This window comes from Psychromarinibacter halotolerans, assembly GCF_029168315.1.
GTDB lineage: Bacteria > Pseudomonadota > Alphaproteobacteria > Rhodobacterales > Rhodobacteraceae > Psychromarinibacter > Psychromarinibacter halotolerans.
Genome location: NZ_JARGYD010000001.1, coordinates 1,018,846 through 1,043,154, shown reverse-complemented (window position 1 = coordinate 1,043,154; position 24,309 = coordinate 1,018,846). Strand labels below are relative to the sequence as shown.

Genomic DNA, 24,309 nt, shown 5'->3' with positions numbered 1-24,309 from the left:
CAGATCTATGACGCCGAGCTGTCGCCGGAAGAGATCGCGACGCTGGCCTCGACCTCGGGTGCGACGAACGACGCGCCGACGCCCGCCGACGACGCGGTGACGACGGACGAGGACACGCCGCTGGTGATCGACGTGGCGGACCTGCTTGCGAACGACACCGACCCCGAAGGCGACCCGCTGTCGGTGACCGGCATCGCGACCCAGCCGGCGAACGGCACCGCCGTCTACGACGCGGTTGCGGGCACCGTGACCTATACGCCCATCAACGGCTACGAAGGCACCGACACCTTCACCTACAGCGTCAGCGACGGGACCACGACCAGCACCGCGACGGTCGAGGTCAGCGTGATCCCGGCGCCGGGGCCGACGTCGGACGATTTCGCTGGGGCGGTGCTTGACCCGGCGTGGACCTTCGTGGGGCCTGCGGGCACCGGGTCGTCGCTGGACACCGGCGCGGCCGACGCGTTCCTGTCGCTCGTGACGCCGGACGGCAATTTCGACGTTTGGGGCGTGAACAACGGGGCCGGCGTGGTGCAGGAGATCGCGGACGAGGATTTCTCGGTCGAGGCGCGGTTCCTCAGCATCCCGTCCGAGCGGTTCCAGATGCAGGGGTTCATCGTCGAACAGGACGCGGACAACTGGCTGCGCTTCGACACCTATTCGGACGGTGCGCAACTGTTCGCATACGGCGCGATCACGATCGACGGTGTGTCCGCGACCGCGTTCGAGGTTCCGGTTCCGGGCGGGGTCGCCCCGTTCCTGCGCCTGAGCCGGGATGGGGATCTGTGGACGCTGGAGTATTCCCAAGACGCGCAGACGTGGACCGAGGCCGGCAGTTTTACCCACGCGATGGAGGCCGCGACGTTCGGTCTGTTCGCGGGCAATCTTGAAGGTGCGGACGGGTTCACGGCGCAGGTCGATTATGTCGAGTTCGCCTCTGATCCGATCCTCGACGAGGATGGCGATTTCGTGCCCTCGGGCGTGCCCGAGGCCGTAGGCGATGCGCTGTCGACCGAGCCGGACACAGGTCTGACCTTCAGCGCCGAAGACCTGCTGGCGAATGACACCGATCCGGACGGCGATCCGCTGACGGTCGTGTCGGTTGGGACCCCGTCGAACGGGGCGCTGGTCGACAACGGCGACGGCACCTTCACCTATACCCCGGATACCGGGTTCGTAGGCACCGACAGCTTCACCTATACGGTCAGCGACGGGGACAACACGGATAGCGCCACGGTCGTCGTGTCGGTTCAGCCGCCCTCGGTCTTCGATGCATTCTCGGACGACTTCTCCAGCCCGGCGCTGGACGATGGCTGGACCTTCAAGGGGATCACCGGATCGGCCACGCTGGCCACCACCGAGACCGACGCCATCGTGCTGTTGGATTCGCCGCAAGGCATCCCGGTGTCGGCATCCGACGTGATGACCACGCCGCGTCTGATGCAGGACGTGGCGGACGGTGACTTCCAGATCAGCGCGGGCTTCCTAAACGAGCCGCAGACGCTGTACCAGGAACACGGGCTGCTGGTGGTGCAGGACGACGGAAACTGGATCCGTTTCGACCTTGCCTTCACCCACCTTGGCCTGACGCTGATCGTCGGCCAGATCGTGAATGGGTCGACGACCTATCCGCTGTTCGACGGCAGCATCGTCGCAGGGGAGGTTTCGGATTTCCGGATCACCCGCACCGGCGATGATTTCGTGTTCGAAACCAGCTCTGACGGGGTCAACTGGCAGCAGGCGTATACCCTGACGCGCGACATGACGGTGACCGAGGTCGGTACCTTCGCCGGTACCGCGCCGTACCAGAACAATCCGCCGCCGGGCTATACCGCACAACTGGACTATTTCGAAAGCAGCACCGATCCGATCATCGACGAGGACGGCGATCTGAGCGACAACCGCGCGCCGGTCGCGGTGGATGACGAGGTGCAAATCGACCCCGAGACCGTGCTGGTGCTGACCGAGGACGATCTTCTGGGCAACGACAGCGATCCCGATGGCGATCCGCTGAGCATTGCCTCCATCGGCACCACGTCGAACGGCACCCTGGTCGACAATGGCGACGGTACGTTCACCTACACGCCGAATACCGGCTTCGAGGGGAGCGACAGCTTTACCTACACGGTGACCGATGGCGAGTTCACGGACACCGGCACGGTGTCGATCACCGTCGCGGAGCCGCCCGCACTGGTGTCTGACGACTTCGCCGACGCAACGCTGGATGCCGTGTGGCGGATCGAGGGGCCGGGCACTATTTCTTCGGCCCTCGCCACCAATGCGACCGACGCGTTCCTTGCGCTGATCACGCCGGATGGAGACCACGACATCTGGAACGTGAACAACGCGGCGCGGGTGATGCAGACCATCGCGGACGAGGATTTTGCGGTCGAGACGCGGTTCCTGTCGATGCCGTCGCAGCAGTACCAGATGCAGGGCTTCCTTGTGGAAGAGGACGCGCAGAACTGGGTGCGCTTCGACGTCTACCATGACGGCAGCCAGTTGCGGGCCTTCGGCGCGATCACGGTGAACGGTGTGTCCTCGGCCGCGTTCGATATCGTGATCCCCGGCGGCAGCGCGCCGTTCCTGCGGCTGGACCGCACGGGCGACGTTTGGACCTTCGAATACTCGACAGACAACGAGACTTGGCTGACGGCGGGCACGGTCTCGCACGCGCTGGATGTCAGCTCGGCCGGGGTCTTCGCCGGTAATGTGGGCGACGCGCCGGGCTTCACCGGGATGGTCGACTATATCGAGTTCGAAGGTGTGCCCATCATCGACGAGGATGCCAGCTTCGAGCCGGTGAACGTCGCGCCCGAGGCGTCGGACGATACGTTCTACACGGCGCAGGACACCACCATCGTCCTGACGGCCGAGGATCTGCTGGCGAACGACAGCGACCCGAACGGCGATACGCTGTCCGTGGTGGATGTCGGGACTCCGTCGAACGGTGATCTGGTGGACAACGGCGATGGAACATGGAGCTACACGCCGGACCTTGGCTTCTCGGGCACCGACAGCTTCGTCTACACCGTGTCCGATGGCGAACTGACCGACACTGCGACGGTCGAAATCCTGTCCAACAACGTGATCGACGTGTGGTACGGGTCGGATCAGACCTTCGGTGCCATCGGCGAGACGCAGGAATGGGTCAACATCCTTGGCACGGTTTACGGTGACGTCACCTCGCTTAGCTATACGCTGAACGGCGGGGCGCCGCAGGGGCTGTCCATCGGTGCCGATACCCGCCGCCTGCACGACACCGGCGACTTCAACGTCGAGATCGCCTATTCCGCGCTGGACGGATCGGCCACCGACGATCTGGTGACCATCACCGCCGTCATGTCCTCGGGCGAGGTGTTTACCCGCGACGTGACCATCGACTATGAATCCGGCAACACTTGGAGCCCGAATTACAGCATCGACTGGCAGTCCGCTGCCGCGCTGGAGGACGTGGTGCAGGTGGTCGACGGGACGTGGGAGATCGGCAGCGACGGGGCGCGGCCGGTGGATCTTGGTTATGACCGGCTGCTGACGCTGGGCGACGACAGCTGGGACAACTACCAGCTGACGATGACCGTGACGCCGCACGACCTGCTGAACCAGGATCCGCGCGGTCGCGATGGCGGGGCGTTCGGCATCGGGATGCTGTGGGGCGGTCACACCGACGATCCGGTGTCCGGGTTCCAGCCGCATTCCGGGTGGGAGCCGGGTGCTGCCTTCGTGTTCCAGGACACTGACGGCGACGGTATCGCGCAGCTTTCGCTGCACCCGTCGGTCGATTTCTTCAACACGCTGGGCAACCAGTCGATCCTGATGGACGAGGATCTGACCTACAACATCACGATGCAGGTCGAGCAGGTTGGCCTGTACGACCGCCTGTACAGCATCAAGGTCTGGGAAGAGGGCACGTCGGAGCCGATCGACTGGACGCTTCAGGGCGTGCAAACCTTCGATCTGGACGAGGCGCCCGCCACCGGCAGCATCTATCTGAACGCGCACTACAACGACGTGTCGTTCGGGGACCTGACGGTGACCGAGATCGCGGGCCGCGACATCGTGCAGGGCGACGACACGGCAGAGATCCTTGCCGCGGTCGATACCGGCGACGCCAACCCCGGCGGGGGCGAGCTGGACGTGTTCGTCGGCGCGGGCGGGGCGGATATCTTCGTCTTTGGCGACGTGGACGGGGCCTATTACGGTACCGACGGCGATGCCGACTACGGCTTCGTGTGGGACTTCGCGGCGGGCGAGGATCAGGTGCAGCTTTGGGGCGCGGACACGGACTATGTCCTTGTCGAGGATCAGGCCGGCCTTACGCCGGGCACCGCGATCTATCTGTCCGAGGGCGGCGGTACCGAACTGGTCGGCCTGCTCAACGGGGTCTACGATCTGGATCTGACCAGCGGGACCTTCCTGTACACCGGGTCCGATCTGTTGACCTGATGCGTCTGCGCCGCGGCGGGCCGGCTTCACGACGGTCCCGCCCGGTGGCGGCAGTGTCAGATCACGTCGGTGGTGTTGTAGCCCCGCGCGCGGTCGCAGACCTCTTCGGCGCCGGTGATCGTTTCGGCGGTGCGGATCAGGTCTGCCCCCAGCATCAGGTTCCGCGCCTCTAACGGGGCGCGGATCGTCGGGTCTTCGATATCCTCGAAGTCGGCGTTGTGCGCCAGCGACAGGCAGCGGCGGTGCATCTCGATCCCGCAGACCGTCCACGCATCGCGCCGGATGCCTGTCAGCACGGCGTCGCAGGCGGGCGCGCTGTCGTGGCCCTGATCCTCGAACAGGGTGGCCGGGAACAGGATGCCGGTGCGTTCCGACTGCCAAAGGCTGCGGAACTCTGCCTCGAAAGTGGACCAGACGTCGGCGATCACGCTGAGGATCCAGTCCTGATAGTCGGCAAGATCGTCGCCTCGGTGGGCGGGCTGGCTGAAGAAGGCCATCAGGAAATTGGCGCACAGCATCCCGATGTCGAACCCCATCGGACCGTATTGAACGAACTCGGGGTCGATCACGCGGCTGTCGTCGGCGGTCGACATGATCGAGCCGGAATGCAAGTCGCCGTGGACCATCGTCTCGGTGTTCGACACGAAGCGTTGCAGCGCCTGCTGGGCCCGGATCTTCAGGTCCACGTCCGCCCGCAGGCGGGCGATCACCGGCTCCAGCCCCGGCGTGTGGCTGTTCATCTCGGCGGCATAGTAGGGGTCGGTGAACACCAGCGACTCGGTGATTGCCGGGATCTCGACGTTTCCGGCGAACAGCGCCACATCGGCCTTCTTGTCGGGCGAAGCCATCGACAGTTCGGACCCTCGAAACGCGGTGCGGGCGCAGAAGCGACCCAGAAACGCGGCCAGCCCGGCCACCCGTTCGCCGTCGATCAGCTTGCGGCGCAAGATCCGGTGCGGTTCGAGAAACTCCATCACGATCAGCGCCTGCGTCTCGTCGAAATGATGGATCACCGGCACCGAGCCGGGGTCTCGGGCGGCCTGCCGGGTCAGGGCGTTGTACTCGAAAAAGGCGCGGTACAGGGGCAGTGGCCAGCTGTCGCCGACCAGCCGCACGTAAGGCAGGGCCTGTTTGACGATGGCCTTGCCGCGCGGGCCGGTGACGATGAACACAAGGTTCAGGTTGCCGTCGCCGACCTCTTGCACCTGCCAGTCGCCGCCGCCGACCTGCGCGGTCAGGGCCGCGACCTGCCCAAGGCGGGTGGGCAGGGTGTCGATGGTCAGCGCCTCGTATGCGGGATTTGCAGTCATGCTGGTGCCCCCCGCTAACCCGACGCTTCCTTGAGGCGCTGCGCGTAGACGTTGATGACGAGAGCCGCGAACAGGATCAGGCCACGGATCAGGATCTTCAGGAAGCTGTCGATCTGGATCAGGTCCAGCCCGTTGTTCAGCACGCCCAGCACCAACAGCCCCACCACGGTATTGCCGATGCCGCCGCGCCCGCCGAACAGGCTGGTGCCCCCCAGCACCACCGCCGCGATGGCGGTCAGAAGAAAGTCGTTGAACCCGTTCTGCTGCGCCGATCCGAAATAGGCCACGCCGATCATGCCCGCGATCCCGGAACAAACCGCCGAGATGATCATCACCGAAGCGATGATCAGGCGGACGTTCACACCGGAGTACTCCGCCGCCTCGCGGTTGCCGCCGACCATGTACACGTAGCGCCCGAAGCGGGTGTATTTCAGCACGATATGCGCGACGACAAGGAACAGGATGCAGACGATGATCGAGTACCTGAGCCCGAACAATCGCCCGGACCCGATCAATGTGATGAATTCCGGGAAGTTATAGGCAATCTGTCCGCGCACCAGCACCGCCGACACGCCGTCGGCGATCTGCATCATCGCCAGCGTCATGATGAAGGACGGGATGCCGATCACAGTGACCCCGAAGGCGGTGATCGACCCCAGCCCGAACGCCGCCAGCAGCGTCAGGATGATGGCGAAGATGCCGTACATCGGCCAAGTGTTGATGTTCACGTACTCGGGCTGCATCGTGAAATAGGCGACCGTGATCCCGATCGCGTTGGCGATGGCCGCGACCGACAGGTCGATCTCGGCGGTCAGGATCACGAAGGTCAACCCGACCGCGATGATCCCGGTGATCGACGAGTTCGCAAGGATGTTCAGCGCGTTGTCCACCGTGAAGAACACCGGGCTTTGCACCGAGAAGAACACGATGAGGATGAGAAGCGTGAAGACCGGGGCGATGTTGCGCATCTGCTCGGCCAGAAATTTGCGCAGGCCGCCGCCTGCCGTGGTTTGGGTCGTGTCAGCCATGCCTGTTCCCTTCGACTGCCCCGCCTACGCGGCTGACAGCAGATCTGCCTTTTCCAAATGTCCTGTGGTGAATTCCCGCGCGACGCGGCCCTTCTTCATGACGGTGACGCGGTCGGCGAGCGTCAGGATCGTCTCGGGCTCGGTAGACAGCACAAGGATCGCGACGCCCTTGTCGCGCAGGGCCTTCACGATGCGGATCACGTCCTCTTTGGCCCCCACGTCCATGCCGCGTGTCGGCTCCACGAGGATCAGCGCCTTGGGCAGGTGGGTCAGCCACTTTGCCAGCGCCACCTTTTGTTGATTGCCCCCCGACAGGTTGCCTAGGTCGATGTCGGTGCGCGGCGGGCGGATCTGAAGATCCTCGATATGGCCCGTCGCGATCCGGCGCTCGGCCTTCGGGCGCAGCATGATCCGGTTGATCCGGTCAAGGATCGAGATCGACATGTTCTTGAACACCGGCTCGGTGCGGAACAGCATCATGCTGCGGTTTTCCGGGACATAGGCGACCCCGGCGCGCCGCGCGGCGGCGGTGGACCGGAACCGGACCGGCTTGCCGTCAAGGATCGTGGTGCCGCCCCGCAGGTTGCCCTTGCCGAACAGGGCGCGCGACAGCTCGATCTGGCCGCAGCCCATGAAGCCGTAGATGCCGTGGATCTCGTTCTTGCGAAGCGACAGCGAAACATCCGCCAAGCCCTTGCCGTCGCTGATGTTCTTCACCTCCATCACGACGGGCTTGGTGTCGTCGCCCAAAAGTTCGGTTTCCTCGCCCATCGTCATCTCGGCCGACCCGCGCCCGATCATGCGGCTGATGATCTCGTCCTTGGTCAGCGCGGCGGCGGGCGAGGTGTCGACCCGCTCGCCGTTGCGGAACACGGTCACCCGGTCCGAGATTTCCAGAACGTCGTCAAGGAAATGGGAAATGAAGATCAGGCTGCGGCCCTGTTCGCGCAATTGCCGCAGGACGCCGAACAGGCGTTCGACCTCGGGCGGGGACAGGGCCGAGGTGGGTTCGTCCAGAATGATGATCTTGGCGCCCGAGAACAACACGCGCGACAGTTCGACCAGCTGCTGCAGGCCGACGGGCAGGGCGCCCATGCGGGTCGTCGGGTCGATGTCCAGCCCAAGGCTGGCGATCTGGGTGCGCGCGGTGCGGTTCATCCGCCGCCAGTCGATCAGGCCGCCCGCCATCACAGGCTGATGGCCAAGGAACACGTTCTCGGCCACGGTCAGGTCGGGGACCACCGACAGTTCCTGATGGACCATGCCGATCCCGGCATCCAGCGCCTCGCGCGCGGACCGGAAATGGACCGGCTTGCCGCCCACGAACATCTCGCCCTCGAAATCGGCATACACGCCGGCGATGATCTTCATCATCGTCGACTTGCCGGCGCCGTTCTCTCCGACAAGGCCGTGGACTTCGCCCTCGAGGATCGAGAAATCCACGTTGCGCAGGGCGGCGATGCCGCCGAACCGCTTCGTCACGTCGCGCATTTCCAGAAGCGGAGCCGCGTCGGGGGACGGGAGGGCCGAGGCCCTCCCGTCGGATTGGTACAGAATGTCTTCCGCCACGATGCTAGATCAGGAAGTTCTTCTGCAGCCACAGGTGGCCGGCGGCGGTGTCCTGCGTGATCACCGGACCGTCCGCCCAGATGTAGGCGGGGATGTCGGTGCCCGAGGTCTCGCCCCCGACGGCCGCCGCGACGCCCGCGGCCACGGACCAGCCGTGGATCCGGCAGGACGGGTTGCGCACCGTCGCGACCAGCGTGCCGTCGAGAACCGCGTTCACGGCGGGCGGCATGGCGTCGATACCGGACAGCTTGATGCCTTCGCGCCCCTTGGCCTTGATCACGTTGTTGGCGGCCAGCGCCATGTCGTCGTTGTGGAAGAAGCCCGCCTTCAGGTCCGGGAACTTGGTCAGCAGCGAATCCCAGATCCGCGCCACCTTGGTCACGTCCCAGTCGGCGGGCTGTTCGTCGACCAACTCGATGTTGGGATAGTTGGCCAGAACCTGCTTGAAGCCCTTGGCCCGGCCCTGTGCCCCGGTGTGCCCGAGCGCACCCTGCGTCATGACCACCTGACCTTCGCCGCCGATGGAGTCGAACAGCGCCTGCGCGGTGACCGAGCCCATGAACACATTGTCCGGCGCGATGAAGGTGTGCAGCGCAAGCTGTCCCTCGGGCGCCATCATCGTGTCCATCGCGATGATCGGGGTGCCGGCGTCGATCATCCGGCTGACGGGGTCGTTCAGCGTGCCGATCCCGAAGGTCTGGATCGCCACAAGGTCCCACTGCTGGGCCGCCATGTTGTCGATCGTCGCGCGCTGCTTGGTCGCCGAAAGCTCGCCGTCGAACCACGTCACTTCGACGTTCATCAGCTTGCCCCAGGCCTCGGCTGTCTGCTTGCCCTGGGCACACCACGTCGCCTGAAGGCCCGCGTTGCTCATCCCTGCCTTAAGCGGCGATCCCGCCGCCATCAACTCTTGCGCCATTGCCGGATCAAACCCGGCCGTTGCCAGAAGCGCCCCCGCGACCGTGGTCGCCCCCAAAGTCTTCAGCACATCCCTGCGCGAAGACACAACTTCACTAAGCTTTTCCAATTCGTCCGACATGTTTTCCTCCCAGAAACAGCCGGCTCGGCGGATTTATTTCAGTATGTATTCGTCAATTCATGTCCGCCTCAAATGCCAGCACGAATGATTAAATCCACGGCCCTTTTTAAAGTCAACAACGTTAACGAGAGTTCCGTCGAGGTCACGTTCGCCTCGAGGCGCAAGTCCTTTTACCGCAGGGTAAATCCCGGCGGACAGAGTCTTGCGGTGCGGTGCGTTCAGGACGGAAACCGGGCCCGGTGTCAGGCCGCCGGAGCGGGTCTGGCGTAGACCGGAGTCGGTATCCCTTCCATCCGTGCCTTCAGTTGCAGGGCCACGAAGCGCGAATAGAATCGCGACAGGGCAAGGTTGCCGCCGTGGAACCACAGGTTGTCATGCGCCGTGGGCTTCCACATGTTGCGCAGCTCGCCCAGCCACGGGCCGGGATCACCGCGCACACCGGAGCCAAGCCCCCAGCACGGCCCGACCATGTCGGCGGCCTCGCGGCTGACGATGGGGGCCACCGCCTCGTTCATCGAGGCATAGCCGGTGCAGGCGACGATCAGATCGAACCCGTGATCGGTGCCGTCGATCCGCACGCCGTCGGGCGTCAGCGTGTCGATGGTGCCGCCCAGCACCTTGATCTTGCCCTCGCTGATCAGGGTCGAGGCGCCCACGTCGATGTAATAGCCGGACGCCGTGCGCAGGGCGCGCATCATCTGGCCGGTGTCGTCCTCGCCAAAGTCGTACTGGAACCCCGCCTTGCCAAGCGCCGCGTAGAAGTCGGCGTCGCGTTCACGGATGTGGTCGTACAGGCGGCGGTTCTTTTCGGTCGCCAGTGCGAAAGGCGTGAAGGCGCCCAGCATGTCCGCCATGTCGACGGTCAGGCCGTTGTCGACCGCCTCTTGCGAGTAGGTGGGAAAGGCCAGCTCCATCAGCGTCTCAGACCGCACGATGATCGCCGGGCGTCGCTGGTACATGGTGACGTCGGCGCCGGCCTCCCACAGGTCGACAGCGACATCGTGGGCGGAACTGCCTGCGCCGATCACCAGCGCGCGCTTGCCCGCCCAGTCGGCGCCGTCGTGATAGGCGGACGAATGGATCAGGGTGCCGCCGAAGCTGTCTTGACCGGGAAAGCTGGGGGTGTTGGGCGGCCCGTAGGCGCCGGTGCAGAACACCAGCTGCTTCGGCGTCACGGTGACGGTGCGGCCTTCATGCGTGACCTCAGCTGTCCACGTTTCGGCCTCGGCGTCCCACGTCGCGCGGTCCACGCTGGACGAGGTCCAACAGTCCAGTTCGAAGATCGAGGCATAGCTTTCCAGCCAGTCGCCCATCTTGTCCTTCGGAGTGAAGACCGGCCACGTGTCGGGGAACGGCAGGTAGGGCAGGTGGTCGTACCAGACCGGGTCATGCAGCACGAGGCTGCGGTAGCGGTTGCGCCAGCTGTCGCCGATCTTCGGGTTCTTCTCGACCACCAGCGCCGGAACGCCAAGCGCCTTCAGCCGCGCGGCCAGTGCCACGCCGCCCTGTCCGCCGCCGATGATCAGAACCTCGGGCTGATCCTCGAACCCCATGCGGGCGGATGTCTCGGCCCGCTTCTCGGACCACGTCACGCGGTGGCGGTCGGCGCGATGCTCGATCCCCTTGGGGCGCAGCGCCCCGCGCGGTTCCTCGTGGCCCTTCAGGTTCTCGGTCGTGGTCAGCAGGATGTGGCACAGCCCGTCCCGCACGGCGACCCGACCCGTGCCGGTGGCGACCCCGGTCTCGAAGGCGATCCAAGCGGCGGCGCCGTCCTCGGTATCCTCGGCCTCGGACGTCCGGCGCCAGTTCGACGGCGCGGTGCCGGCAAGGCAGGTCTCAAGCATGGCGCCGATGCTGTCGCGGCCTTCCAGCGTCACGAGGTTCCAGGTGAAGCTGAGGATGTCGCGCCAGTAGCCGTTCGGTTCGAACAGGGCAGTCACGGCGGAAACGTCGCCAGAGGTCAGGGCCGCATCGAAGCGCGACAGCCAGTCGTCTATCTGTGTGTTCATTCGGATCTCAGTCGCCAAGAGGTTCAAGCCCGCTGCCGGGCCGCGTGGGAAGGATGTTGAACTTGATCCGCCGCAGGCTTTCGCGGGCCCTCGGGCCAAGCCGATAGCCCGTCGCGGCCGAGATCACGTCGAGGATTGCAAGAAAGGCGAAGCGGGACGCGGTGGGGGTCAGGGCGTCGGGGTATTCGCCCACCGCCACCGTCAGCGCGACCGAAGCCGCGTCGGCCACCGGCGAGCCCGGGCGGGTGATCGCGATGGTGCCCGCGCCGTAGTGGTTGGCGATCTCGATCGCCTCGACCACCTCGGGCGTGCGCCCGGTGGCCGAGAAGGCCAGCAGCACGTTGCCCGGGCGCAGCGTCGCGGCGGTCATCCGCGCCATGTAGGGTTCAAGCGAGCAATCCACCGCCAGCCCGTAGCGGAACAGCCGGACCTGCGCCTCGATCGCCAGCGTGCTGGACGAGCCGCCGACGCCGAAGGTCGCGACCCGTCCGGCGCCAGCCAGCATCTCTGCCGCGGCCAGCACGTCGTCGGGGTTCACCTGCCGCTCGACCTCGCGGATCGCGCCGCGCGCCTCGCCCAGCACCGAATGCCAGAAGGGCGGTAGCTCTCCGGCCGGGGTCTCGGGGGTGTCGATGGCAAGAAAGGTCTCTCCGACCGCCAGCGACTGGGCGAGTTGAAGCTTGAAGTCGCGCACCCCGGCGCAGCCGATGGACCGGCAGAACCGGGTGACGGTGGGCTGGCTGACACCGGCGCGGTCGGCGATTTCACCGTTAGAGGCGCGCACCGCTTCCTGCACGTCCGCCAACACCGCATCCGCCACGGATTGTTCCGCGGGGCGCAGGCTGGCGTAGCGGTCTTTGATCTCTCCGATGATGTCGGGAATCCGGTCCGACCGCTCTGAGGCGCGCGCTGCGGGCGAGGCAAGATCGGACGTCGACGTCATGCGCTGTCTCCTCCGGCGGCAATTTCAAGTGACGTGAAGTTTTGACCGCCATGTGAGTTACTTACACGAACCGAAGCTTAAAAATCAGACGTATGAAGGCTTCGGGCCCTGAAGTTTTCGCCAAACTTGACAGAAATGTAAGTGAGTTACACTGTTGACGCAAGCGAGTCGTAATTCCTTCGCTGCCAATCGACAGGGGCGTCATGTCCAGCACTTCGAGTCATCCGTCAAAGCTTGAAATACGCGGCGCTGGAAAGCGTTACGGCGACATGGACGCGTTGCTTGATTGCTCGCTGGACATTGCGCCGAACACGATTGTCTCGATCGTCGGCCCCTCGGGCTGCGGCAAGACCACGCTGCTTTGGTCGATGTCCGGTCTGCACGGGCTGACCTCGGGGGAAATCCTGCTGGACGGCAAAAAGATCACCGGACCGCACCCGGACATCGGGCTGGTGTTTCAAGAGGCCAACCTGCTGCCTTGGCGCAACCTGATCGACAACATCCTGTTCCCGTTCGAGGTCAAGCATCAGAAGCCGGACATGGCGTGGATCGACCACCTGCTGGACCGGGTCGGCCTGAAAGGGTTCGAGAAGAACATGCCGAACGAGCTGTCGGGCGGGATGCAGCAGCGGGCCTCTATCGTGCGCGCGCTGTCGCTGCGCCCGTCGGTCCTGCTGATGGACGAACCTTTCGGCGCGCTGGACGCCTTCACCCGCGAAGAGATGAACGCGCTGGTCGAGGAAATCTGGCTAGAAACGCACACCACCATCGTCTTCATCACCCACTCGATCGAAGAGGCGCTGTTCCTGTCGGACAAGGTCGTCGTGCTGACGCCGCGACCGGGCCGGGTGCTGCGCGAGTACGAGGTGCCGTTCGAGCGGCCCCGCACGATGGAGATCATGGCCGGTAAGGAGGTCTACGACCTGACCTACCGGATCAAGGCCGACATCTACGGTCATCAGCAAAGCAAGCGGACCGCGAAGGCGGCGGAATAGGAGACTGGGATGAGCGAGGACGCGGAGGTCGTCGGCGCACGGGTCGGCAAGGGGCTTCAGTCGCTGTCGAGCTTCGGGTCGGGCAGCACCAAGTACGAGATCCTTGCCATCATCGCCACCGCAGTGATCGTGATCGGCGGGCTTGAGGTGCTGCTGCGCTGGTTCGAGGTGCCGCAATACATCCTGCCGACGCCCTCGCAGATCGCGGTGGCGCTGGTCACGGATTTCCCGCTGATCCTGCCGCATCTGGGGCACACGCTGGTGGTGCTGCTGTCGGGCTTCGCCATCGGGGCGGGGATCGGCATGTTCCTTGCGGCGGTGATCACCCAGTTTCCCTTCGCCGAGAAGATCATCGCGCCGTATATCCTGATCCTTGTGACCACGCCGATGCTGGCGCTGGTGCCGCTGCTGATCCTGCGCTTCGGCTTCGGCTATGAACCCCGGATCATCGCGGTGGCGCTGGCCTCGGGGCCGATGGTGATGATCAACTCTGCCACCGGCTTTCGCCGGGTCGACGCCAACAAGATCGCGCTGGCGCGCAGCTACGGCGCCTCGACGCTGCAGATCTTCTGGAAGATCCGCGCCCCGATGGCACTGCCGATGATCCTTGTCGGCCTGATGATCGGCGCGATCTTCGGCCTGCTGACAGCGGTCGGCGCCGAGATGGTCGGCGGCGGCTTTGGGCTGGGCAACCGGCTGACGACCTATTCCTCGATGATCCAAATGCCGCAATTCTTCGGTGTGGTGCTGATGCTGTCGGCGCTTGGCATCCTGATTTACGTGATCTTTTTTCTCATCGGCAAGAAGTGGGCAAGCTGGGAGGCCTGAGGCGGCCGAACCCGGTAACCGCAGCAACAACAGGGAGTTACAAGATGAAGAACCGCACGAGTTCCATGCTGACACGTCGTCAGCTTTTGCAGGTCACCGCCGGTGGCGTGATCGTTTCTGGCCTGAACATCCCGCGCCTTCATGCGGAACCCTACGATGACACGTTCACCTGGATCAGCCCGCGCGGCACGCTTGAAGTGCTGGACGACTATCCGTTCTGGATCGGCAAGAAGATGGGCTATTTCGACGATCTCGACGTCGAGATGCAGCCCGGACCGTCCGACGGCACCGCGACGGTGAAATTCGTCGATGTGGGGCAGGCCGACATGGGTTTCCCCAGCCCCGGCGTGTTCTCGTTCGCGCTTGAAAACGGCATGGCGCTGAAATCGGCGTTCCACATGGGCGCGCTGGACACGTTCAGCTTTGCGTTCCGGACCGGCGAAGGCCCGTCTGACATCAAGGAGATCGAGGGCAAGACGATCCTTCTGGGCTCTGCCGCGTGGCAGTCGATCTGCGATCCGCTTCTGGCCGCGATGGGCGTCGACGTGTCGACCATCACCTATGTCGAAGCCGGTTGGCCGACGTGGGGCACCGCGCTGGCGGCCGGGCAGGGCGACGCCGCCCTGTCGTGGGAAGGTCTGCGGGCCGAGTGGATCAGCACCGGGCTGGAGTTCGAATACTGGCTGGGCGTGCAGAACTCGCCGATGCCGGCGAACACCTTCGTGGTGCGCGCCGCCGACCTTGAGGATCCCGACAAGGTGGAATTCCTCGAAAAGTACCTACGCGGCTGGGCGATGGGGCTGGAGTTCGCGGAACACAACCCCGCCGCTGCGGTGCAAGCCGTGTTCGAACAGTTCCCGACGCTGGCGTCGAACCTCGGGCCGGAACTGGGCCTGATGTCGATCATCCAGCAGATGAACGTGTTCCGGGGCGACATGAGCATGCGCGAAGGCTGGGGCTGGCACGACATGTCCAGCTGGCAGACCTTCTTCGACACGTCGGCAGAGATCGGTCAGATCTCCAGCCCGATCAGTGCCGAGGACGTCTGCACCAACATGCTGATCCCCGCCGCGAACGACTTCGACCACGACGCGGTGAAAGCCGACGCTGAGGGCGCCGAGGTGTCCGAGGATCTGGCGGCGGTCGACGTCGAGGCGCTTCGCGCGTCGATGTTCGATCAGGCAATCTGACGGCACGCCGGTCCGGGTCTGACCCGGACTGGCCTGCAACACCACCGGCGGTGCGTTGCCTCGTGCCGCCGGTCCGCACACGAACAGGGGCGAAAGCCCGCAGGGAGGACCAGCAATGAGCGATCCGGTACGCATTCTTGTCGTCGGGCTTGGCAACATGGGCGCGTCCCATGCCAGCGCCTATCACCGCAACGACGGCTTCGAGATCGTCGGCCTGTGCTCGCGCACGATCAAGTCCAAGACGATCCCGGACGAGCTTCAGGGCTATCCGCTGTTCGAGGATTACGAGTCCGCGCTGGCCGAGCTGAAGCCCGACGCGGTGTCGATCAACACATGGCCCAACACCCACGCGGATTACACGATCAAGGCGATGGACGCGGGCGCGCATGTGTTCATGGAAAAGCCCATCGGCACCACCAACGAAGAAGCCGAAGCCGTCGTCGCCAAGGCCAAGGAAACCGGCCGCAAGCTGGTGCTGGGTTACATCCTGCGGGTCCATCCGTCGTGGATCAAGTTCATCGAACTGGGCAAGACGCTGGGCAAGCCGTTGGTGATGCGTCTGAACCTGAACCAGCAGTCATCTGGCGATGCGTGGTTCTGGCACAAGAACCTGATCGACAGCCTGATCCCCATCGTCGACTGCGGCGTCCACTATGTCGACGTCATGTGCCAGCTGACCGGCGCCAAGCCGGTGCGCGTGCACGGCATCGGCGCGGGGCTGTGGGGCGAGGCGGACAAGCAGAATTACGGCCACCTGCACGTCACCTTCGACGATGGCTCGGTCGGCTGGTACGAGGCCGGGTGGGGCCCGATGATGTCGGAGACCGCGTTCTTCGTGAAGGACATCGTGGGGCCGAAGGGCTCGGTCAGCCTTGTGCCGAACGAAGAAGCGCGCGGCGACGGCGATGACCTGTCGGACAGCGCCGATATCGACAAGCACACCAAGACCGACGCGATCCGCTATCACCATGCCGAGGTCGGGCCGGACAAGCATTTCGTCAAGCCGGACGACCTGATGTCGATGGAGGACGAGCCGGGTCATCAGGAACTGTGCGACCGCGAGCAGGAGTTCTTCCTGAAAGCGATCCGCGAGGATCTGGACCTGTCGGAGTCTATGCAGGCGGCTCTGGACAGCCTGCGCATCGTGCTGGCCGCCGAACAGAGCATCAAGGAAGAGCGGGCGATTTCGCTGGTCTAGGCGTGGGCCGGGGTGGGCGAGGCCGCCGAGTCCTGCAGGTCCTTCGCCAGCATCTCGACAAACCGTTCCGCGCTGTGGGACAGGCTGTGCTTGCGCCGCTTGACCAGCCCCGCCGCACGCCGCACCACGGGATCGACCAGCGGCACGTTGCGCACGCCGGGCGCGGGCTGGGCGCGGGCCAGCCGCCCCGGCAGCACGGCCAAGCCGATGCCGCAAGACGACATCCACGCCGCGCTGCCAAGGAATCCGACCTCGGCCACCACGTTGGGGCGGATATCCAGCCGCGCCAGCGTCGCCTCGACCATGCCGCGCACGCCGTAGTCGCGGCGCGACAGGATCAGGGGCTGCCCGTCCAGTTCGGCCCATCCGACCGCCTCGCGGAAGGCGAAGGGGTGTTCCTCTGAACATATGATGCAAAGCGGGTCGAAGTGCAGGCTTTCCCAATCCAGCGCGGATTTGTCCAACGGTTCGGTTCCGATGCCGAAGTCGGCGCGCTGTTCAAGGATGTTGGCATAGAACTGGTCGGGGGCGCAGTCGTCCATCACAAGGCTGACGGCGGGGTAGGCGGCCCTGTAGCGGCGCACCGTCTCGGGCAACAGCGTCAGCCCTGTGGCGGGCGTCGCCGTCAGCCGGATCCGCCCGCGTTCAAGGTCGCGCAGGCCGCGGATCGTTTCTTCCAGTGTCGACAGGTCGCCAAGGATGCGCTCGACCAGCCCGATCACGCTTTCGCCCGCCTCGGACGGCGACAGCGACCGGGTCGTGCGGTCGAACAGGGTGGCGCCGAGCGCGGCTTCGGCCTGCCGGATCAGCACGCTGGCAGCAGACTGGGTGATGTTCAGCGCGTCTGCCGCCGCCGAGACCTGCCCGGTGCGGTACACCTGCTGGATGGCGCGAAGCTGTTTGAGGGTAAGGCTAGAAACCGGCATCCAAGATTCATTTAATGACTGCATGAATGTCTTATTAAAATTCAGTTTTGTTATCAAGCTTGCCGGTCTAGCCTTCGTGCAAGTCCAGCTTGCCGGACGAGGAGGGCGGCGGACGTAGGGAGGACATTATGAAAGCTTTTCTTAAGGGAATTGCCGCGACTGCGGCGATTGCCGCGGTCACAGGTTTTGCCGGTGGCGATGCGGCGGCGCAGGGTCGGGTCACGATCGGGACCAACCCGCAGGGCTCGCTTTACTACACCATCGGCAGCGGCATCGCGGCCGTGCTGCAGGAAGAGATGCAGCGTCCGGTGACGGTGCAGCCGTTCACCGGGTCGTCGGTCTATCTGCCGCTGATCTCGGCGGGCGAGGTGACCGTGGGCCTGAACTCGGCCATCGACGCGGGCGGTTGGTACACCGGCGAGACCTCGGGAGAGGCGCTGTCGGATCTGCGTGTGCTGGCACGGCTGTGGCCGCTGCGGCAGGCCTATATCACCCGCGCCGACGACGGCATTACAGAGGTCGGCGAACTTGCCGGCAAGCGCGTGGTCATCGACATGACCGCCCTGACGGGTGTGTCGACGGTGAACCGGGCGACGCTTCTGGCGGCGGGGCTGACGCCCGAAGACGTGGATGCGATCGAGGTGTCGGGCCTGAAAGCGGGTCTCGACGCGCTGGTCGAGGGCACCGTGGACGCAACCGCCGCCGCCATCGGCATCCCGCTGACCCAGCAGGCGAACGCGACCATTCCGGGCGGCATCCGCTATCTCAGCCTGACCGGCGAGAACGCGACGACCGAGTTCTTCGACGCCGAACTGCCGGGGGTCTATCCGCTAGAAGTCGGGCCGAACCCGGCGATGCCCGAGATTACCGAACCCGTCGTGGTGTCGGCCTATGACATCTTCCTGACGACCAGCGCCTCGCTGTCGGACGAAGAGGCGACCAACATCCTGACGGCGCTGTACGACGCCTTCCCGCAACTGCGCGAGGATTATCCGCCGCTGCGGGGCGGGTCTCAGGACGGGCTTGGCTTCTCTAGCAACACCGTTCCGTATCACCCTGCCGCCATTGCCTTTTTCAAGGACAAGGGGCTGTGGTCCGACGAGAACGAGGCGCGCGAAGCCACCTTCGCCGAGTAATCTCAGTATCGGTGACCGGCCACGCGCCGGTCACCCCGGATTTCTGACGTCTTCATCGCGTCGGCCATTGCCGCCGGTCTGTTGACGCACGCCCATCCCGGAGACCCCGATGCGCGCCGTTGCCGCCCTTCTTGCCGCCGTCCTGCCCGTGCTTGGCATCGCGTGGACGTTCAACCTGCCCGAGCTGTTCGGACAGGTCTACATCACCGAGCAGTACCTTGCGCTGATCCTAGGCCTGACGATCCCGGCGGGTCTGCTGTTGCGGCGTCAGCCGGGGGTGCCCGTCGTGGCGGACATCGTGCTGGGCGTCGCGTCGATGTTGGGCTGGTGGTGGCTGTCGCTGAACTATCAGGACTGGCTGCTGGACCCGCTGAACCGGGGGTCGGAAAAGTGGGTGCCCGCGCTGTTGGGTATCCTTGGCCTGTTCGAGGCGACGCGGCGCCATTGCGGGCTGGTGCTGACGCTGCTGGGGGCCGGGTTCATGGCCTACGGGTTCCTTGGCCATTTCGCGCCGGGGATCTTCGAGGCCGCGTATCTCTCGCCGCCGCGCTATTTGCTGTACGTCTACAACGATGCCAACGGCGTGCCCGGTATGGTGCTGGGCGTGGGCGCCACGCAGATCCTTGGCTTTATCGTGTTCGGCGCGGTGCTGACCGCCGTGGGCGGCTCGGCGGCGATGACCGATCTTGCGATGGCCGCGATGGGGCACCGGCGCGGCGGACCGGCCAAGGTAGCGATCCTTGGGTCGTCGCTGTTCGGGACGCTGTCGGGCTCGACCGTGGCGAACGTGATGTCGACCGGCGTCGTGACGATCCCGATGATGAAAAAGTCCGGCTGGCCCGCGCGCCACGCCGCCGCGATCGAGGCCGTCGCGTCGAACGGCGGCCAGATCGCGCCGCCGGTGATGGGGGCCACCGCCTTCATCATCGCCGAGTTTCTTCAGATCTCGTATGCCGAGGTCGTCGTCGCCGCGCTTCTTCCTGCCGCGTTCTACTATCTGCTGCTGTACCGGCAGGTCGACAGCTATGCCGCGGCCAATGGTCTGCACGGCGAGCCGCGCGAAAGCCTTCCGCGGCTTGGCGCCGCGCTGAAGGGTAGCACGCCGCTGATCGTGCCGCTGGGCGTGTTGATGTATTTTCTCTTCTGGCTGGGCTATGCCCCCGGAAAATCGGCGCTTTATGCCTCTGGCGCGGCACTGGTCCTGTACGTCCTGTCGGGCTGGCGGGTCAGGAAAGGCCTGCGGCAACTGCCGGAAATCCTTGTGCAGGCGGGCGAGACGCTTGTGCCGATCCTGCTGGTCTGCGCCATCGCGGGCATCATCATCGGCACGATCAACGTCACCGGGCTGGGCTTTGCGCTGACGCTGGCGCTTGGCAAGATCGCCGAACTGGGCGGCAGCCTGCCGCTGCTGGTGACGACGGCCGTGATCGCCATCGTGCTTGGCGTCGGGATGCCGACCTCGGGCGTCTATGTGGTCGTCGCGGTGCTGCTGGCGCCGGCGCTGGTGCGGCACGGGATCGACATCACCTCCGCGCACCTGTTCATCCTGTATTTCGGCCTGCTGTCCATGCTGACGCCGCCGGTCGCCATCGCCAGCTATGCCGCCGCCTCGATCGCCAAAAGCAACATGTGGCAGACCGGGGTGACCGGCGTGCGGCTGGCCTTCGTGGCCTACCTGCTGCCCTTCGTCTTCGCCTTCAACCCGGCGCTGTTGATGGACGGGTCGTGGCTGGCCATCGGCGTGTCCTGCGTCACGGTCTACTGCGGCGGTCACGTCATGGCCGAGGTTCTGGCCCGCAAGACCGCGTTCGGCGGCGGCGTGGGACGACTGGCGGCGGCGGCGGGCGGGCTTTTGCTGTTCAGCATCACCGCGATTGCCGGGCCCTATCACCCGGTTTCGATGATCGCGGCAGTGGCCGGGATCGCGCTGCTGGTCGCCCTGTCCGTACAGGCACGGCGCACCGCGCCCCAACCGAAATTCACCAGCGACACCCTGCAGAATGGAGCATCCGATGCCCGAACATAACCCCAACCCGCCGTACAAGCGCATCGCCACCGAAGAGGCTTGGCTGCCGCAGGAGATCATGGACCTTTACCGCGCCGAGATCCGCGACAAGACCATCAACGAGCCGGGTTTCCAGTCGCTGTGGGGGTTCTTCGCGGGCGACAACGACATCGCACGGTCGCACAACGCCCGGATCGTGGATCTTGGCGAACAGCGTCTGGCGGACATGGACCGGGCCGGGATCGACATCGCCGTCCTGTCGCTGTCGTCGCCCGGTGTGCAGCTGTTCGACCCCGCCACCGCGACCAGCCTGTCGATCCGCGCCAACGACGAACTGGCCGAGGGCATCGCGAAGCACCCCGACCGCTATGTCGGCCTTGCCGCGTTCTCGCCGCTGGACCCCGAGGGCGGCGCCAAGGAACTTGAGCGCGGCGTGACCAAGCTGGGCCTGCGCGGCGGCATCCTGAACTCGCACACGCTTGGCACCTACATGGATGACGAGAAATACTGGGACGTGTTCGAGGCCGCCGAGGCGCTTGGCGTGCCGATCTACCTGCACCCGAACACACCCTCGCCGCAGATGCTGGAGCCGTTCCTGTCGCGCGGGCTTGATGCCGCCGTCTACGGGTTCTCGTGCGAGACCGGCCTGCACGCACTGCGCCTGATCGTGTCGGGGCTGTTCGACCGGTTCCCCAAGCTGCAGGTCGTGCTGGGCCACACCGGCGAGGCGCTGCCGTTCTGGCTGTACCGGATCGACTTCATGCACACGCGGATCTCGAACTCGAACCGCTGTGCCGGGGCGCAGCCGCTGAAGCGGAAGGCGTCGGATTACCTGCGCGAGAACTTCTATTACACCTCGTCCGGGGTCGGGGACCCGAAGCCGATCATGTACGTGCAGGACGTCATCGGCGCCGACCGGATGATGTACGCGATGGATTACCCGTGGCAGTACGTCGTCGAAGAGACCGCCTATCTTGACGCGATGCCGGTGTCGCCCGAGGTGCTTAAGGCCTTCTACGAGGACAACGCCCGCAAGGTGTTCGGCATCAAATGACCGCATTGTCGGCAGATGTGGTCATCGTCGGCGCGGGCCCGGTGGGCCTGACGCTGGCGATGGAACTGGACCGGCGCGGGGTGTCGTCGCTGATCGTCGAGACCCGCCGCGCCGGACAGCCGCCGAACGTGAAGTGCAACCACGTCTCGGCCCGCTCGATGGAGATTTTCCGGGGCCTTGGCATTGCGGACCGTATCCGCGCGGCGGGGTTGCCCGAGGACTATCCGCACAGCGTCAGCTACCGCACCACCGTGACGGGGCGCGAGATCACCTGCGTTCCGATCCCCTCGACGGCGGGGCGCAGGCGCGGCGAGCCGGGGCCGGACACCGGCTGGCCCACGCCCGAGCCGCCGCACCGGATCAACCAGATCTTCCTTGAACCGATCCTGTTCGCCGCCGCGCAGGACCGCGCGGGCATCCGCATCGTGAACGAGGCGACGGTCACCAGCTTCACCGACACGGGGGCAGGCGTCGATGTTGCCGTGTCCTGCGCGGATGGCACCGGGTTGTCCGTCCGGGGCCGGTACATGGTCGGCTGCGATGGGGGCCGGTCGCAGGTGCGCAAGGACATCGGCGCGACGCTTCAGGGCGACGCGGTGGTGCAGCGGGTGCAGTCGACCTACATCCGCGCGCCGGGCCTGATCGCGTGCATGCAGGTGCCGCCGACGTGGGGCATGTTCGCCTATAACCCGGTGCGGTCCGGCGTGGTCTATTCCATCGACGGGCGCGAGACGTGGCTGATCCACAACTACCTGAAGGATGACGAGGCGGATTTCGACAGCGTGGACCGCGACTGGGCGATCCGCCGCATTCTTGGCGTGGACGATGCCTTTGCTTACGACATCCTGTCGAAAGAGGACTGGTTCGGCCGTCGTCTGGTGGCGGATCGGCTGCGGCGCGGCAACGTGTTCATTTGCGGCGACGCCGCACATCTGTGGGTGCCCTATGCGGGCTATGGCATGAACGCCGGGATCGCCGACGCGCATAACCTTGCGATGCACATGGGCGGTGTCTTTGGCGGCTGGGCCGGCGACGCGGCGCTGGACGCGCACGAGGCCGAGCGCCTGCCGATCACCGAGCAGGTGTCGCGGTTCGCGATGAACCACGCGCACGAGATGGCGCGCAAGCGCAAGGCGGTGCCGGACGAAATCGACGACGACACGCCCGATGGCGCGGCGGCGCGGGACCGGGTCGGGGCCGAGTTGTACGACCTGAACGTCCAGCAATACTGCTGCGCCGGGCTGAACTTCGGCTATTATTATGACGCCTCGCCCATGATCGACGCCGACGGAACGCCGCCGCCTTACGCGATGGGCTCGTTCACCGCCTCGACCGTGCCGGGGGCGCGGTTGCCCAACGTGCCGATGGACGACGGCCGCTGGCTGTACGACCATCAGGGTGCCGGGTTCGCGCTGGTGCGCACCGATCCATCGGTTGCGGTCGAACCGCTCCTGGCGGCGGCGCGCGCGGCGGGGGTGCCGCTGGTGCTGATCGACCTCAGCGACGCTCCCGCACCCTATGCCGAGGCGCTGGTGCTGGCGCGTCCCGACAACCACATCGCGTGGCGCGGGGACCGGCTGCCGCGCGATCCTTCGGCGCTGATCGACCTTGTGCGTGGCGCCAGCCGGACGGAGGCCGCTGCATGATCGTCGATACGCACACCCACATGGTCAGCGACGCCTACCTTGACCTTCTGCGCGCCGAGGGCGGGCCGAAGTACACCTTCCGCACCCTGCCGGGCGGCGGCGAGGTGATCGACAAGGACGGCGTGCCGTTCTTCACGCTGCTGCCGCCCATGTGGGATTTCGACCGCCGCATCAAGGATATGGACGCGGCGGGGGTGGATCTGGCGGTGATCTCGCTGACCTCGCCCAACGCGATCTTCGCGGATCTCGACCTAAGCCGCCGCGCCGCGCGGATGATGAACGACGCTTTCGCCGAGGCTCGCACCGCCTATCCCGACCGCTTGCGCTGGTTCGCGGCGCTGCCGTGGACAGATCCCGAGGCGGCGGTGGCGGAACTGGCCCGAGCGGTGGACATGGGGGCGTCGGGGGTGATCGCGGTGGCGACCGTCGACGGCGCGCCACTGACCGACCCGGCCTATGCGCCGATCTGGCAGGCCATCGACGCCAGCGGGCTGCCGGTGTTCCTGCACCCCTCGGTTCCGCCGGGCGAGGCGGCGCTGGGGCTGGGAGACTACAACCTGTCGCCGCCCGTGGGCTTCGTGTTCGACACCACGCTAGCCATCAGCCGGATGCTGTACGACGGGTTCTTCGACCGCTACGCCAATCTTCGCATGATCCTTGCGCATGGGGGCGGCACGCTGCCGTTTCTGATCGGCCGTCTGGACGTCTGCCACGCGAACATCCCGGCCTGCCGCGCCGGGACGCCGCGCCCGCCGTCCGAGTTCCTCGACCGGCTTTACCTTGACGGGGTGGTGTTCACCGGGGGCGCGCTGGATTTGTGTATCGAAACGGTGGGCGCGGACCGGATGCTGTTCGGGTCTGACTATCCGCACAACATCGGCGACATGGCGGGTCGGCTGGCGCTGTTGGACAGCCGCGACGTGCCGCACCGGCAGACCGCGCGGGCGCTGTTCGGTCTTTGACGCGCGCCCCGCGTTTCCCGGACGG

At 65.6% G+C, this 24,309-nt stretch carries 17 protein-coding genes; 10 read left to right on the top strand and 7 right to left on the bottom strand.

What is annotated here, in order from left to right; all coding sequences use genetic code 11:
* Nucleotides 1-4,446 (top strand): cadherin-like domain-containing protein (locus P1K30_RS04850; protein WP_275631539.1); only part of this gene is annotated, 4,446 nt, incomplete at its 5' end.
* 56 nt (nucleotides 4,447-4,502) lie between these two features.
* Here P1K30_RS04850 and mtnK read toward each other — a convergent pair.
* From mtnK to P1K30_RS04820, 6 genes are all read right to left on the bottom strand, one after another.
* Complete coding sequence (gene mtnK, locus P1K30_RS04845; RefSeq protein WP_275631538.1) at nucleotides 4,503-5,756, bottom strand: S-methyl-5-thioribose kinase; 1,254 nt, start codon at nucleotides 5,754-5,756, stop codon at nucleotides 4,503-4,505.
* 14 nt (nucleotides 5,757-5,770) lie between these two features.
* Nucleotides 5,771-6,784, bottom strand: coding sequence for an ABC transporter permease (locus P1K30_RS04840; RefSeq protein ID WP_275631537.1), 1,014 nt, complete (start codon nucleotides 6,782-6,784; stop codon nucleotides 5,771-5,773).
* Between the two features lie 24 nt (nucleotides 6,785-6,808).
* On the bottom strand, nucleotides 6,809-8,353 hold the full coding sequence (locus P1K30_RS04835) for a sugar ABC transporter ATP-binding protein (protein WP_275631536.1): 1,545 nt from the start codon (nucleotides 8,351-8,353) through the stop codon (nucleotides 6,809-6,811).
* 4 nt (nucleotides 8,354-8,357) lie between these two features.
* Entirely contained in the window at nucleotides 8,358-9,392 is a 1,035-nt protein-coding gene (locus P1K30_RS04830; protein ID WP_275631535.1) for a sugar ABC transporter substrate-binding protein, read from the bottom strand.
* A gap of 242 nt (nucleotides 9,393-9,634) precedes the next feature.
* Entirely contained in the window at nucleotides 9,635-11,401 is a 1,767-nt protein-coding gene (locus P1K30_RS04825) for an NAD(P)/FAD-dependent oxidoreductase (RefSeq protein ID WP_275631534.1), read from the bottom strand.
* Nucleotides 11,402-11,408: 7 nt separating this feature from the next.
* Nucleotides 11,409-12,344, bottom strand: coding sequence for a MurR/RpiR family transcriptional regulator (locus P1K30_RS04820; protein WP_275631533.1), 936 nt, complete (start codon nucleotides 12,342-12,344; stop codon nucleotides 11,409-11,411).
* A gap of 269 nt (nucleotides 12,345-12,613) precedes the next feature.
* Between P1K30_RS04820 and P1K30_RS04815 the strand changes: the two genes are divergently transcribed.
* The 4 genes from P1K30_RS04815 (at nucleotide 12,614) to P1K30_RS04800 (ending at nucleotide 16,555) form a co-directional block, all read left to right on the top strand.
* Nucleotides 12,614-13,339: an ABC transporter ATP-binding protein gene (locus P1K30_RS04815; RefSeq protein ID WP_275631532.1), complete on the top strand. Its 726-nt coding sequence runs from the start codon at nucleotides 12,614-12,616 to the stop codon at nucleotides 13,337-13,339.
* Nucleotides 13,340-13,348: 9 nt separating this feature from the next.
* Nucleotides 13,349-14,167, top strand: coding sequence for an ABC transporter permease (locus P1K30_RS04810; RefSeq protein WP_275631531.1), 819 nt, complete (start codon nucleotides 13,349-13,351; stop codon nucleotides 14,165-14,167).
* A 44-nt stretch (nucleotides 14,168-14,211) separates the two neighbouring features.
* A complete protein-coding gene (locus tag P1K30_RS04805; protein WP_275631530.1) occupies nucleotides 14,212-15,357 on the top strand; it encodes an ABC transporter substrate-binding protein in 1,146 nt (381 codons plus the stop codon).
* Between the two features lie 115 nt (nucleotides 15,358-15,472).
* Nucleotides 15,473-16,555, top strand: coding sequence for a Gfo/Idh/MocA family protein (locus P1K30_RS04800; RefSeq protein ID WP_275631529.1), 1,083 nt, complete (start codon nucleotides 15,473-15,475; stop codon nucleotides 16,553-16,555).
* On the opposite strand, the gene P1K30_RS04795 is transcribed toward P1K30_RS04800, so the two are convergent.
* Nucleotides 16,552-17,481 carry a LysR family transcriptional regulator gene (locus P1K30_RS04795; protein ID WP_275631528.1) on the bottom strand — a complete coding sequence of 310 codons (930 nt, stop codon included), beginning with the start codon at nucleotides 17,479-17,481 and terminating at the stop codon, nucleotides 16,552-16,554. The genes P1K30_RS04800 and P1K30_RS04795 overlap by 4 nt on opposite strands.
* Nucleotides 17,482-17,609: 128 nt before the next feature.
* On the opposite strand from P1K30_RS04795, the gene P1K30_RS04790 reads away from it, so the two are divergent.
* The 5 genes from P1K30_RS04790 (at nucleotide 17,610) to P1K30_RS04770 (ending at nucleotide 24,284) form a co-directional block, all read left to right on the top strand.
* Nucleotides 17,610-18,617 carry a TAXI family TRAP transporter solute-binding subunit gene (locus P1K30_RS04790; RefSeq protein ID WP_275631527.1) on the top strand — a complete coding sequence of 336 codons (1,008 nt, stop codon included), beginning with the start codon at nucleotides 17,610-17,612 and terminating at the stop codon, nucleotides 18,615-18,617.
* 109 nt (nucleotides 18,618-18,726) lie between these two features.
* A complete protein-coding gene (locus P1K30_RS04785) occupies nucleotides 18,727-20,643 on the top strand; it encodes a TRAP transporter permease (protein ID WP_275631526.1) in 1,917 nt (638 codons plus the stop codon).
* On the top strand, nucleotides 20,630-21,676 hold the full coding sequence (locus P1K30_RS04780; protein WP_275631525.1) for an amidohydrolase family protein: 1,047 nt from the start codon (nucleotides 20,630-20,632) through the stop codon (nucleotides 21,674-21,676). The genes P1K30_RS04785 and P1K30_RS04780 overlap by 14 nt, the downstream gene beginning before the upstream one ends.
* Complete coding sequence (locus P1K30_RS04775; RefSeq protein WP_275631524.1) at nucleotides 21,673-23,322, top strand: FAD-dependent oxidoreductase; 1,650 nt, start codon at nucleotides 21,673-21,675, stop codon at nucleotides 23,320-23,322. The genes P1K30_RS04780 and P1K30_RS04775 overlap by 4 nt, the downstream gene beginning before the upstream one ends.
* Nucleotides 23,319-24,284 carry an amidohydrolase family protein gene (locus tag P1K30_RS04770; RefSeq protein ID WP_275631523.1) on the top strand — a complete coding sequence of 322 codons (966 nt, stop codon included), beginning with the start codon at nucleotides 23,319-23,321 and terminating at the stop codon, nucleotides 24,282-24,284. Before P1K30_RS04775 ends, P1K30_RS04770 begins: the two co-directional genes overlap by 4 nt.
* Nucleotides 24,285-24,309 lie beyond the last annotated feature (25 nt).